12 protein-coding genes and 1 pseudogene are annotated in these 12,596 nt (G+C 74.5%); 4 read left to right on the forward strand and 9 right to left on the reverse strand.

All coding sequences use genetic code 11. The features are described from left to right. Positions 1 to 7: 7 nt before the first annotated feature. From GXB85_RS16990 to GXB85_RS17010, 5 genes are all read right to left on the reverse strand, one after another. The gene (locus GXB85_RS16990; RefSeq protein ID WP_161918855.1) at positions 8 to 760 is read right to left on the reverse strand and encodes a maleylpyruvate isomerase family mycothiol-dependent enzyme; all 753 of its coding nucleotides are present in this window, start codon (positions 758 to 760) and stop codon (positions 8 to 10) included. Position 761: 1 nt separating this feature from the next. Further along, a complete protein-coding gene (locus GXB85_RS16995) occupies positions 762 to 1,607 on the reverse strand; it encodes a fumarylacetoacetate hydrolase family protein (RefSeq protein WP_161918864.1) in 846 nt (281 codons plus the stop codon). Between the two features lie 20 nt (positions 1,608 to 1,627). Further along, positions 1,628 to 2,707: a cupin domain-containing protein gene (locus tag GXB85_RS17000; protein ID WP_161918865.1), complete on the reverse strand. Its 1,080-nt coding sequence runs from the start codon at positions 2,705 to 2,707 to the stop codon at positions 1,628 to 1,630. Between the two features lie 122 nt (positions 2,708 to 2,829). Beyond that, complete coding sequence (locus GXB85_RS18635) at positions 2,830 to 3,771, reverse strand: methyl-accepting chemotaxis protein (protein ID WP_202628108.1); 942 nt, start codon at positions 3,769 to 3,771, stop codon at positions 2,830 to 2,832. Next, positions 3,768 to 4,382 (reverse strand): PAS domain-containing protein, encoded by a 615-nt coding sequence (locus tag GXB85_RS17010; protein ID WP_161918856.1) that lies wholly within the window; start codon positions 4,380 to 4,382, stop codon positions 3,768 to 3,770. Before GXB85_RS17010 ends, GXB85_RS18635 begins: the two co-directional genes overlap by 4 nt. A 99-nt stretch (positions 4,383 to 4,481) precedes the next feature. Here GXB85_RS17010 and mshD point away from each other — a divergent pair, with 99 nt between their 5' ends. From mshD to GXB85_RS17025, 3 genes are read left to right on the forward strand one after another with little or no spacing between them, the layout of a single operon-like run. After that, positions 4,482 to 5,441: a mycothiol synthase gene (mshD, locus tag GXB85_RS17015; RefSeq protein ID WP_202628109.1), complete on the forward strand. Its 960-nt coding sequence runs from the start codon at positions 4,482 to 4,484 to the stop codon at positions 5,439 to 5,441. Beyond that, positions 5,438 to 7,663, forward strand: a complete 2,226-nt coding sequence (locus tag GXB85_RS17020) for an RNA degradosome polyphosphate kinase (RefSeq protein ID WP_161918858.1) — start codon at positions 5,438 to 5,440, stop codon at positions 7,661 to 7,663. The genes mshD and GXB85_RS17020 overlap by 4 nt, the downstream gene beginning before the upstream one ends. Further along, the gene (locus GXB85_RS17025; RefSeq protein ID WP_161918859.1) at positions 7,660 to 8,658 is read left to right on the forward strand and encodes an NUDIX hydrolase; all 999 of its coding nucleotides are present in this window, start codon (positions 7,660 to 7,662) and stop codon (positions 8,656 to 8,658) included. Before GXB85_RS17020 ends, GXB85_RS17025 begins: the two co-directional genes overlap by 4 nt. Positions 8,659 to 8,661: 3 nt before the next feature. On the opposite strand, the gene GXB85_RS17030 is transcribed toward GXB85_RS17025, so the two are convergent. The 4 genes from GXB85_RS17030 to msrB form a co-directional block, all read right to left on the reverse strand. Continuing rightward, a complete protein-coding gene (locus GXB85_RS17030; RefSeq protein WP_161918860.1) occupies positions 8,662 to 9,663 on the reverse strand; it encodes an inorganic phosphate transporter in 1,002 nt (333 codons plus the stop codon). Between the two features lie 4 nt (positions 9,664 to 9,667). Further along, positions 9,668 to 10,288: a DUF47 family protein gene (locus GXB85_RS17035; RefSeq protein ID WP_161918861.1), complete on the reverse strand. Its 621-nt coding sequence runs from the start codon at positions 10,286 to 10,288 to the stop codon at positions 9,668 to 9,670. Positions 10,289 to 10,559: 271 nt separating this feature from the next. After that, entirely contained in the window at positions 10,560 to 11,159 is a 600-nt protein-coding gene (locus tag GXB85_RS17040) for a hypothetical protein (protein ID WP_161918867.1), read from the reverse strand. 35 nt (positions 11,160 to 11,194) lie between these two features. Next, entirely contained in the window at positions 11,195 to 11,605 is a 411-nt protein-coding gene (gene msrB, locus GXB85_RS17045) for a peptide-methionine (R)-S-oxide reductase MsrB (RefSeq protein ID WP_161918862.1), read from the reverse strand. Positions 11,606 to 11,813: 208 nt separating this feature from the next. Between msrB and GXB85_RS17050 the strand changes: the two are divergent. Further along, positions 11,814 to 12,596 (forward strand): annotated as a pseudogene (locus GXB85_RS17050) (hypothetical protein); the annotation flags it as partial.

Raw genomic sequence — 12,596 nt, forward strand, 5'->3', positions numbered from 1 at the left:
CCGGTCGTCACAACCACCGTGGTGGAGCCGGCAGCGGGACGCCGTCGGCCGTGGTCACGTCCACCGCGCCGCGGCCGGTCGCCCACTGCGCGAGGTCCGCCGCGCGTCCGCGCACGACGGCGGCGCGCTCCCCCGGGACGGAGCGGCGCGAAGCGGCCGGGCGGTCCGTGGGCTCGAGCACGAGCGCGGGCAGGCCCTCGTCAGCCTGCCGCCGGGTCCACGCGCCCACGACGTCGTCCAGCAGCGCGTCCACCAGCTCCGCGGGCAGCTGGCGGAACGAGCCGCCCGCGTCGAGGTCCACCGCGTGGATCCAGACCTCGCGCGTGCGCATCCACACGGTCTCGCGCGCGGGGACCTCACGCCCGAGCGCCGTGCGCACGGTCGCCGACCACGCCTCGTCGGGCAGGTCGCGCCACTCGACGTCGAGGTGCACCGCGGCATGCGCCGACAGGTGCCGCAGCGCCCGCGCGGGCAGGGTCGCGGCCATCTCGATCTCGGCGTCGCGCTCGGCGGGGCTCGCGTACATCGGCGTCTCGACACCGGTGGCCGCCCACGTCGTCAGGCGCGTGAGCGCTCGCGCGTTGAGCCCGACGTGCGCGACGACGTGGCGCCGGGTCCAGCCGGGGACGAGCGACGGGGCGTCGAGCCGCTCGTCGCGCAGCTCGTTCAGCGTGCGCGAGAAGTACGCCTGCCCGCGACGCGCGAGCAGCAGTGCGGCGCGCAGCCCGGGGTCGGTCGTGCGATCGGTGCGGGCCGGCACGTCAGGCCTCCGCGCGGACGTCGTTGCGGAGCTCGCCGAGCCCGGTCACCGAGGTGGTGAGCACGTCCCCCGGACGGAGGTAGCGCGCCGGGCGACGGGCGTGGCCCACACCGCCGGGGGTGCCCGTCGCGATGACGTCGCCCGGGTTGAGCGTCACCACCTGCGAGACGTAGGCGACCAGCGCGGCGGGACCGAAGACCATGTCCGCGACGTCGGTGCGCTGCACCTCCTCGTCCCCGACGGCGGTGCACAGCTCGCCCGCGAGCGGGTCGGGCCCGTCCTCGGGACGCACGGTGACCCAGGGACCGAAGGGCGTGGTCGCCTCGAAGGTCTTGCCCTGGAGCCACTGCGGGGTGCGGTACTGGTAGTCGCGCATCGTCACGTCGTCGAGCACGGCGTAGCCCGCGATCGCGCGGGCCGCCGCCTCCTCGTCGAGGCGGCGCGCCGGCGCTCCGAGGACGACGGCGACCTCGCCCTCCCAGTCCACCGCGTCGCCCGCGTGCGCCGGGAGCACGATCGGGTCGTAGGGACCGATCAGCGCCTCCGCGAACTTCGCGAAGAGCGTCGGGTGGGCGGGCAGCTCGCGGCCCATCTCGAGGATGTGGTTGCGGTAGTTCAGACCGACGCACACGATCTTCGAGGGGCGCAGCACGGGCGGGGCCCAGGCGGTGGGCGCAAGCTCGGCGAGCACGTGCCGGGGTCCGTCGGCCCCGGCGGCGAGCTCGCGCCACGACGCGTCGGCGAGCAGGGCGCCGACGTCCGCGTGCCCGGTCTCGACCGCCACGTCGTCGTCGAGGCGCACGGCCACGGTGGCCCCCGGTGCCGTGCGGAGCGTCGCGAGCCGCAGCCTTCCTGCCGCGGACGCGGTCACAGGTCGTCCTCGCGCCGGCCGGCCACGAAGGTCCGCGCGAAGTGCAGCCGCTCGACGATGGGCCCGTCGGTGAAGCGGAAGAGGTCGAGCCGGGAGTCGGCGTGCAGCGACCACGGGACCCAGCTCGGCACCGCGAACAGGTCGCCCGTGCTGAGCCGGTGCTCGGTGTCGCCGAGCACCACGGTGCCGTCGCCCTCGAACACCTGCCACACGGCCGAGCCCACCTCGTGCCGTGGCGCGGTCTCGGCGCCGGCCCGGAGCCGGTGGAACTCGCAGCGGATCGTCGGCATGACGTCGCCGCCCGTGGTCGGGTTCACGTACCGGATCGCGGCGTGCCCCTGGGCGACCGTCGCGGGGTGCCCCTCGTCCTCGAGCCGCAGCTGCTCGGTGAGCGCGCGGTCGGTGTGCTCCCAGCGGTAGGCCGCGAGCGGGGAGCTCGGCTGGTCCTGCAGGCCCGAGAGCGGCCGCAGGCCGGGGTGCGCCCAGAGCCGTTCGGAGCGCGACACGGGCGGCGAGGCCTCGTCGGTGACGCGCTCGGACCCGAACTCGAAGAAGCCGACGTCGGCGTAGTGCGAGAAGGGCACGTCGAGCCCGTCGATCCAGGCCATCGGCTCGGCGGTGTCGTTGTGGTGGCCGTGGAAGTTCCAGCCGGGGGTGAGCAGCAGGTCGCCGCGGCGCATCGCGACGGGGTCCCCGTTGACGACGGTCCACACGCCCTCGCCCTCGACGACGAACCGGAACGCGTTCTGGCTGTGCCGGTGCTCGGGCGCGGTCTCGTGCCCGCCGAGGTACTGGATGGCGCACCAGAGAGTGGGGGTCGCGTAGGCCGTGCCCGGGAGGCCGGGGTTGGCGAGGCCGAGCGCGCGGCGCTCACCGCCGCGCCCCACGGGCACCAGGTCGCCCGAGCGCCGGGCCAGCTCGTAGAGCTCCTTCCACCGCCACACGTGCGCCTGTGCGTGGGGCGAGGGGGTGAAGGGCATGAGGTCGTCCCGCTGCGTCCACAGCGGGGCGAGGTGGTGGTCGTCGAAGTCGGCGTAGAGCTGCTCGAGCTCGGGGGTGTCCGCGGTGCCGTCCATCTGCTGCACGAGATCCTCCTCGATGGCGCCGGTGCCATTCGTTGGTACACCAACGATATGCCTCACCCGGCGCCCTGGGAACCCCCCACCCCCGCCCCCAGGCCTGCTGGGGGCGGGGGGGGTCAGGAGCGGAGGGTCAGGAGGAACTCGCGGACGTCGCGGTCGAGCGCACCCACCGCGGGCAGCAGCGCGGGGGCGCCGTCGTGCCCGCCCGCGCGCAGCCGGTCGGTGACCTCCGCGACGCCGTCACCCATCGAGCGCACCGCGTCGGCCACGGAGCCGAGGGCCTGCGCGACCTCGGCCACCGCACCCTGGGCCTCGCCCACCTGCACCTCGATGCGCGAGGTGGCCTGGCTCGTCTCCTCGGCGAGCCGTTCGACCTCGGCGGCCACGACGGCGAACCCGCGTCCGTGGGTACCGGCGCGTGCGGCCTCGATCGTCGCGTTGAGCGCGAGCAGGCGCGTCTGTGCGGCGACCTCGGCGATGAGCCGGACGACGTCGCCGATCACCGCCGCCGAGCCCTCCATGCGTTCGACCGCGCCGTGCGCGCCGTCGGCCGTGCGCACCGCCGTGCGCGCGGCCTCCGCGAGCGCGTCGGCGCGTGTCGCGACCGCGTCGGCCTGCTCACCCACGGCCCCCGAGGCCGCGAGCACCTCGGCCTCGAACCCGTCGGCGAGGTTCGCGCGCGCCACCCGGGCGGCCTCGACCTCGTCGGCCGCGCCGCGCAGGGTCGCGCGCGCCCGGTTGATCGTCGCGGCGTGCACCCGGAAGACCCCCGGCAGGCCGCGCAGCAGCAGGCGCCGGTCGTGGTCCCCCGCGCTCGCGGCCTCGAGCGACGCACCAGCCTCCCGGACGAACGCGTCCGTGACGTCGAGCAGGTGGTTGAGCGCGCGGCGAGCCTCGGTGACCTCGCTCGGCGCACCCGGCCCGGGCGCGGGCACCCGCGCCTCGAGGTCGCCGTCGGCGGCACGGCGCAGCGTCCCGGCGAGCTGCCCCATGCCCGCGCGGTAGTGCGCGACCTCGGCCTCGAGCTCGCGCACGCGGCGCGAGCGGCGGCCGATCACTCGGCGTCCTCGAGCGACCAGAGCCACTGCGCGTACGTCATCCCGCGCCCGGCGAGCAGCGCGTGCAGCGCGTGCTCACCCGCCTCGGCCGCGTCGCTGGCGCCCAGGCCGGCCTCGGCGCGGCGCATGTGCGCGTGCACGGCCTCGACCTCACCGATCGCGCGGGTGCTCGGCCGACGCCGGTTCGAGTGGTAGCCCACGGGCCGGCCGGCGGAGTCGAGCGACGGCGTCACGTGCGCGAGCACCCAGTAGTGGGCACCGTCGGTGCCGAGGTTGCGGATGTGCGCGAACACCTCGCGCCCCGCCTCGAGGCCCGACCACAGCAGGCGGAAGATCCCGCGCGGCATCTCGGGGTGCCGGATGAGGCTGTGCGGACGCCCGAGCGTCCCGTCCTCCTCGAGCGCCGAGATCCGCAGGAACACGTCGTTCGCGTAGGTGATCCGCCCGCGCAGGTCCGTCTTGGTCACGATGATCTCGTCCTGGCCGAGCGTGCGCTCGACCCCCGTGGGCCGCACCGTGCTCGTGGCCCGCACCGTGCTTGTCGGCCGCACCGCGACTGTGGCCACCACCGTGCGCGGCGATGCCTGCGGCCGCGACTGCGTCGTCGTCATGCCCCCTCCTCCGTCCCGCCCCTGATCGGCAGCGCGGGCGTGCACGTGAGAGGTCGCGCGCGGTCGACGGCGTCACACCGGGGCGCGAGGATGGCGACCATGCCTCCCCACGTGCGCACGGTGCGCGGCCCGCTCGACCCGACCACCGCCGCAGCCGTGCGGACGCTCGCGCACGCGGCGCACGAGCACGACGGCGTCGAGGCGCTGGGCGAGCAGACCCTGCTCGACCTGACGGCCGACGAGGACGCCCACCTGCACCTGCTGCTCGGCCGGGACGAGGGCGGCGGCACCGCGGACGACGGCGCGCTCGTCGGGTACGCGGCGCTCGACCTCACGGGCGATCCCGCGAGCGCCGAGCTCGTCGTGGCACCGTCGCGTCGCCTCGCGGGCCTCGGTCGCGCACTGCTGGAGGAGGTCCACGCGGCCGCCGCGAGGTCCGGTCGTGCGGCACCCGCCGTCTGGGCGCACGGCGACCTCGACGCCGCCCGTGCGCTCGCGACGGCGGCCGGGCTCACCGTGCACCGCGAGCTGTGGCGCATGGGCCGCGACCTGCGCGCGGACGAGCCCGAGCCCGAGGTCCCGGCGGGCACCACGGTGCGCTCGTTCGTCCCGGGGCGCGACGAGGAGGCCGTCGTCGCGACCAACGCGGCCGCGTTCGCGTGGCACCCCGAGCAGGGGCGGATGACCGTCGCGGACGTCCGCGCACGCGCCGCCGAGCCCTGGTTCGACCCCGCCGACCTGCTGCTGCTCGAGCGCGACGGCGCCCTGCTGGGCTTCCTGTGGCTCAAGGTCGAGCGCACGTCCGACGGGCGCGCGGCGGACGACGGCGAGCTGTACGTGCTCGCGGTCGACCCCGGGACCCAGGGTCAGGGCCTGGGTCGCTACCTCGCGCACCTCGCGCCGCCGCGGCTCGCCGCGCGGGGAGCACGGCGCATCGTGCTCTACACCGAGGCGACCAACACGGCCGCCGTCGGGCTCTACCGTGCGATGGGGCTGGTGACCGAGCGGTCGGACGTGCAGTACCGCCGTTCACCCGCGGATGACACGATGCAGCCATGACCTCGCAGGACGTACGTGACGCGCAGACCGACGGCCCCGCCGAGGGCCCGGGCACCCCCGGAGAGGACGACGCGCTCGACGCCCTGCTCGCCGAGCCCCTGCCGCAGGACAGGTTCAGCGACCGCGAGCTGAGCTGGCTCGCGTTCAACGAGCGCGTGCTCGAGCTCGCCGAGGACGAGTCGCTCCCGCTGCTCGAGCGGGCGCGCTACCTCGCGATCTTCGCGTCGAACCTCGACGAGTTCTTCATGGTGCGCGTCGCGGGCCTCAAGCGACGCATCGCGACCGGCATGGCCGTGACCGCGGCGTCGGGCCTGAGCCCGCGCCAGGTGCTCGAGGCCATCGGCGCGCGCGCGCAGGAGCTCATGCGGCGGCACTCGGCCGTGTTCAGCGCCTCGGTGCAGCCCGCGCTCGAGGCCGAGGGCATCCACCTGGTGCACTGGGACGACCTGGGCGAGGCCGAGCAGGAGCGGCTGCGCAAGTTCTACCGCCGGCAGATCTTCCCGGTCCTGACGCCGCTCGCGGTGGACCCTGCCCACCCGTTCCCCTACATCTCGGGCCTCTCGCTCAACCTCGCGGTGGTCGTGTCCAACCCCGCGACGGGCAAGGAGCACTTCGCACGCGTCAAGGTGCCGCCGCTGCTGCCACGGTTCATCGCGGTCGACGCGCGCGGCCGGCCGAGCGCCCCGAGCACGCAGACCGCGGACCCGGAGAAGGGACCGACGTCGTTCGTGCCCCTCGAGGACGTCATCGCCGTGCACCTCGACTCGCTGTTCCCGGGGATGGAGGTGCGCGAGCACCACACGTTCCGGGTGACCCGCAACGAAGACGTCGAGGTCGAGGAGGACGACGCGGAGAACATCCTCCAGGCGATGGAGAAGGAGCTGCTGCGCCGCCGCTTCGGCCCGCCCGTCCGCCTCGAGGTCGCCGAGGACATCGCACCGCGCATCCGCGACCTGCTGGTGCGCGAGCTGGGCGTCGAGGAGTCCGAGGTCTACGCGCTGCCCGCACCGCTCGACCTCACGGGCCTCAACCTCATCGCGGACCTCGACCGGGCGGACCTTCGTTTCCGGCGGTTCGTCGGCGGCACGCACCGGCACCTCGCCGAGGTCGAGAGCGCCCAGCCCACCGACATCTTCGGCGTGCTGGGCCGCCGCGACGTGCTGCTGCACCACCCGTACGACTCATTCGCGACGTCGGTCCAGGCGTTCCTCGCGCAGGCCGCAGCCGACCCGCGCGTGCTCGCGATCAAGCAGACCCTCTACCGGACCTCGGGCGACTCGCCGATCGTCGACTCGCTCATCGACGCGGCCGAGGCCGGCAAGCAGGTGCTCGCGCTCGTCGAGATCAAGGCACGGTTCGACGAGCAGGCGAACATCACGTGGGCGCGCAAGCTCGAGCAGGCGGGCGTGCACGTGGTCTACGGGATCGTCGGCCTCAAGACCCACTGCAAGCTCTCGCTCGTGGTGCGCCAGGAGTCGGACGGGCTGCGCCGCTACTGCCACGTGGGGACGGGCAACTACAACCCCAAGACGGCGCGCCTCTACGAGGACCTGGGGCTGCTGACCTCCGACCCCGAGGTGGGCCAGGACCTGACGCGCCTGTTCAACCAGCTCTCGGGCTACGCCCCGAAGTCACGGTTCAACCGGCTGCTGGTGGCGCCGCGCTCGGTGCGCTCGGGCCTGGTCGAGCGGATCGACGCCGAGACGCGTGCCCACCTCGAGGGCCGGCCGGCGTGGATCCGCTTCAAGGTCAACTCGGTGGTCGACGAGGAGACGGTGGACGCGCTCTACCGGGCCTCGCGCGCCGGGGTGCCCGTGGACCTCGTCGTCCGCGGCATCTGTGCGGTGCGACCCGGCGTCCCCGGGCTCAGCGAGTCCATCCGGGTGCGCTCGATCCTCGGCAGGTTCCTCGAGCACGCCCGCGTCTTCGCGTTCGCCAACGACGCGGGCGACGCGCCCGAGGTGCTCATCGGCTCGGCCGACCTCATGCACCGCAACCTCGACCGCCGCGTCGAGACCCTCGTGCGCATCGGCGACCCGGACCACGTGGCCGAGCTGCTCGAGCTCCTCGACCTGTCGATGTCCGACGCGACGTCCTCGTGGCACCTGGGACCGGACGACGCGTGGGTGCGCCACCACCGCGGGCCGGACGGCGAGCCGTTGCAGGACCTCCAGGAGCTGCTGATCGCGCGCCAGCGCCGACGCCCGGTCCGCGAGCGTTGAGCCCGCAGGCTCCGGCGCACTCCCGGCCGCAGGTGCGGGCCGCGGGCGCCGTGCCGTGGCGCGTCGGTCACCGGGGACGTCTCGAGGTCGCGCTCGTGCACCGGCCCCGTTATAAGGACTGGTCGTGGCCCAAGGGCAAGCTCGACCCCGGCGAGGTGCCGCCCACCGCGGCGGCGCGCGAGGTCGCCGAGGAGACCGGGCTCGACGTCGTGCTGGGCCTGCCCCTGCCCGACCAGCACTACGCGCTCGGCGACGGCCGCCGCAAGGTGGTGCACTACTGGGCGGCCGAGGTCGCGGACGACATCCACCGTCCCGCGCTGACCGCACGGCTCCCGGTGGAGCGCGCGGGCCCCGAGGAGATCGACGGCGTGGTCTGGGTGGGGGCCACCACGGCACGCGGCCTGCTGACGCGCCGGACCGACCACGCCCCGCTCGACGCGCTCGAGGCGTTCTGGCGGCGCGGACGGCTGCGCACGCAGGTGGTCGCGGTGGCGCGGCACGGGCAGGCGCGCAAGCGCTCGGACTGGGACGACGGCGAGGCGACGCGTCCCCTGACGGACGCAGGACGCGACCAGGCCGCGGCGCTCGTGCCGGTGCTCGCCGCGTTCGGCGTGCGCACGGTCGTCAGCAGCCCGTGGCGCCGCTGCCTGCACACCGTGACGCCCTACGCCAAGGCCGCACGCGTCACGGTCGACCGCTCCGAGCTGCTCACCGAGGCGGCCTTCCACGAGGACCCGACGTCGGCCGTCGCCCTGCTGCGCGAGATCCTCGCGGACCCGCAGGACGTGCTCGTCTCGACCCACCGCCCCGTGCTGCCCGCCGTCATGGACGCGGTCGACGCCGCGACGCGACCGTGGACCGTGGGCGGGGTGCCGACGAAGGACCCGTACCTGCGCACGGGCCAGATGCTCGTGGCCCACGTGTCGACCGCGCGCGGACGGCCGCGCGTCGTGGCGCTCGAGCGGCACCGGCCCGCCGTCGAGGCGGCCGACTGAACCTCAGGCGAGGAACGGCCTGAGCACCACGTACATGAGGGCGGCGACCCCTGCGGCGGCGGGGATGGTCAGCACCCACGCGACCGCGATGTTGCCCGCGACGCCCCAGCGCACGGCCGAGAGCCGCTTGGTGGCACCCACGCCCATGATCGACGACGTGATGGTCTGCGTCGTCGAGATGGGGGCGTGGAACACGAACGCCGTCGTGTAGAGGACGCTCGCGGCGACGGTCTCGGCCACAAACCCGCGCGCGGGATCCAGCTCGATGATCTTGCGCCCGAGGGTGCGCATGATGCGCCACCCGCCCGCGTAGGTGCCCGCCGAGATCGCCAGGGCGGCCGAGACCTTGACCCACAGCGGGATCGACATGTCGTCCTTGAAGCCGCCCGCGACGAGCGCGAGCACGATCACGCCCATGGTCTTCTGGGCGTCCTGCAGCCCGTGCCCCAGCGCCATCGCGGCGGCCGACGCCGTCTGCGCGATCCGGAACCGCCGCGTCACCTTGTGCGGGTTGGCGTTCCGGAAGATCCACAGCAGCCCGACCATGAGCGCGAACGCCAGCGAGAAGCCGACGACGGGCGAGAGCACCATCGGGATGACGACCTTGTCGAGGATCACCTCCCAGTGCACCGTGGTGCCGGCCGCGAGGCCCACACCCGTGAGCCCGCCGATGAGCGCGTGCGAGGACGACGACGGCATGCCGAACCACCACGTCACGAGGTTCCACGCGATGGCGCCGATCACGGCCGCGAGCACCATGACGAGCCCGCTCGAGCCCGCGGCCTCGGAGATGTCGATGATGCCGCTGCCGATGGTCTGGGCGACCTCGGTGCCGAGCATCGCCCCGACCAGGTTGAACACGGCCGCCATGAGCAGCGCGGCGCGCGGGGTGAGCGCGCGCGTCGAGACCGAGGTCGCGATCGCGTTGGCCGCGTCGTGGAATCCGTTGGTGTAGTCGAAGCCGAGCGAGAACGCGATGACGACGACGACGAGGGCCAGCTCCACCGGCTCAGGACTCCTTGAGGGCGATCGTCTCGACCATGTTCGCGACCTTCTCGAACGCGTCGGCCGCCTGCTCGAGGGTGTCCACGATCTCCTTGAGCTTGAGCACCTCGATGGGCTCGGTGCCGTCGGAGAACAGGTCGGCCACGAGGCGTCGGTAGGTGCGGTCCGCGGCGTTCTCGAGCCGGTTGATCTCGACCCAGTACTCCGCGAGGTCCTTCATCGAGCGCAGCCGCGGCATCGCGTCGGCGGTGAGCTCGGCGCACCGCTGGAGCACGTCGACCTGCTCGGTCAGGAGGTCCGGGAGCGTGCGCGGCCGGTACAGGACGATGAGGTCGCCGGCCTCCTCCATGTGGTCCATGCAGTCGTCGAGCGCCGAGGCGAGCGCGTAGATGTCGTGGCGGTCGAACGGCGTCACGAACGTCGTGTTGAGCTGCCGCATGATCGCGTGGGTCGACTCGTCGGCCGCGTGCTCGGACTCACGGAGCGCGTGCGCGAGCTCCTTGCGCGCCTCGGGCTCGGCCCCCAGCAGCCGGCCCAGCAGCTCGGCGCCCGTGACGAGGTGCTGGGCGGAGCCTGCGAGGAGGTCGAAGAAGCCGGTGTTGCGCGGTGTCAGTCGCAGGCGCACGGGTGTCTCCGTCGAGGAGGAGGGGGGAGCGGGTCGGCCACAGGCTAGGGCAGCGCGCAGGTGAACACACAACCCCGGAGGTGTCGCGCGCACCACACCCACGTGAACACGCCCACCCCTCGCCCTCCGGATGAGAAGGGACGCCGGACCGCGGCGCGCCTGTCGGCGCGAGGGCCGCTCGTAGCGGCTGTGTGTGGAGCCCGGGGCACCGCGGCCCGACGTCGCGGTGCACTCTACGCCCGCCTTCGCGCGCACGGCGGACGGCGGCGTGTCAGTCCAGGTCGTCGGCGCGCCACAGGCGCGCGGCGTCCTCGAGCTCCTCGGCCGTGCGCACCAGGCCCGACGCGCCGCGCGTCATGCGCCGCGCCTCGTCCACGTCGGAGTCCTCGACCACGTCGGCGTCCATCGCGGCGCCCGTCGCGAGCACCCGGCAGAAGGCCGCGGCCCGCTCGAGCGCCACGGCGAGGTCGCCCGCGTACACACCCGACAGGACGGCGTCGACCAGGCGCGAGACGTCGTCGGGCCCGGGAGGCGTGACCACCCCCGCGAGGACGTCGTGCACCTCGGCGCGGGCGAAGCCCGAGCGGTACCGCTCGGCGATCGTGCCGGCATCGCGCCGCACCCACTCCCGCAGCACGTACAGCCGCCACAGCGCCCCCGGCAGGGTGCGCGCGGGACTGTCCGCCCAGAGGCCCGCGACCGTGTCGAGCCCCTCGGTCTCGACGAGCGCGACGAGGCGCTCGACCACCTCCGGGTCCTCGCTCGCGCGGCCCTGGTGCACGAGGGCCCCCGCCGTCACGTGCGCGACCTCGACGCGCAGCGCGGGATCGAGCTCGCCCGGGAGCTCGTCCGCCTGGCGCGGGTCGAGCATCGCGGGGCGGCGAGGGCGGCGGTCGTCGGCCATCGTCAGTCGTGCTCGCTCGTCGGCCGGAAGGTCAGCGAGACCGAGTTCATGCAGTAACGGTCGCCCGTCGGCGTCTGCGGCGCGTCGTCGAACACGTGACCCAGGTGCGAGCCGCAGCGCGCACAGCGCACCTCGGTGCGGACCATGCCGAGGCTGCGGTCCTCGATCAGCTCGACGGCGTCGCCCTCACGGGGCTGGTAGAAGCTCGGCCAGCCGCAGTGCGAGTCGAACTTGGTCTCGGCGGTGAACAGCTCGGCGCCGCACGCGCGACAGCTGTAGGTGCCGACGCGCTTCTCGTCCAGGAGCTCACCGGTCCACGGCCGCTCCGTGCCGGCCTGCCGCAGCACCGCGTACTCCTCAGGCGAGAGCTGTGCACGCCACTCGTCGTCGGTCCTGCTCACCTCGTAGCCCATGACTGCTCCTCTCCACCGCCGACACTACGTCGGCCACCCGTGCGCGGCCGCGCCGCGGGACGCGCCGCGCCCTTGCACCAACGGCGCCCGCGGTCGCGCTGTTCCCGGCACCCGCGGCACCGGTGAGAACCCGGGGAGATCCGCACCCATCCGCCCGGCGCCCCGCTCCGAACCCCTCGTGACAGCACTCCCGAGCAAGGAGACGACCATGCGAACCGTCCGACGCACGACCACCGCGCCCCGCCGGCGGGCACAGCTCGCCGCCGCGGCCCTCGCGGGCACGCTCGCCCTGACCGCGTGCTCGGCCGACGCCGAGCCCGAGGAGACGCCGTCCGCCATGCAGGAGGACGACATGGCGGAGGAGGCGCCCGAGGAGGACATGGGCGCGATGCTCATGCCGATGAGCACGGGTGACCCGTTCGCGGACGCGCGGACCGCCGCGCAGCACATGCCGCCGACGGCGCTCACGCTCGCCACGGGTCTCGCCGCCGCCACCGGGACCGAGGGTGACGTCGCGTCACCCGCCGCCGAGCTGCGGGCGGGCCTCACGGCTCTGCTCCAGGAGCACGTGTACCTGGCGGGCTACGCGGTCGCGACCGCGTACGTCGCCGGGCCGGACTCGGCCGAGTTCGAGGCGGCCGCAGCGGTGCTCGACGAGAACTCCGTGGACCTGGCGGACGCCGTCGGCTCGCTCGCGGGTGACGAGAACCGTGAGGCGTTCCTGACACTCGACGCCGTCGACGACCTCGAGCGCCGCGCCGTCGAACGGCTCGTCGCGACCGACGCGGATGCGGCGGCCGAGCTGGCCGAGCTCCGTGCGGTGGCCGCGCGCCTGGGGGCGGCGCACGAGACCCCCGCTCCCCCGGACGTGCGGGACCGCGTGCTCGCCGCCGTCGCCCGCACGCCGCAGGAGGTTCCTGCCGACGCCCCTCGCCCGGCGACCCGGGCGGGCGCGGGTCCGCATCACGGCGCGCCCGCCCTGACTGTTATA

This window comes from Cellulomonas sp. APG4 (assembly GCF_009996735.1).
In the GTDB taxonomy this organism is placed as follows: domain Bacteria; phylum Actinomycetota; class Actinomycetes; order Actinomycetales; family Cellulomonadaceae; genus Actinotalea.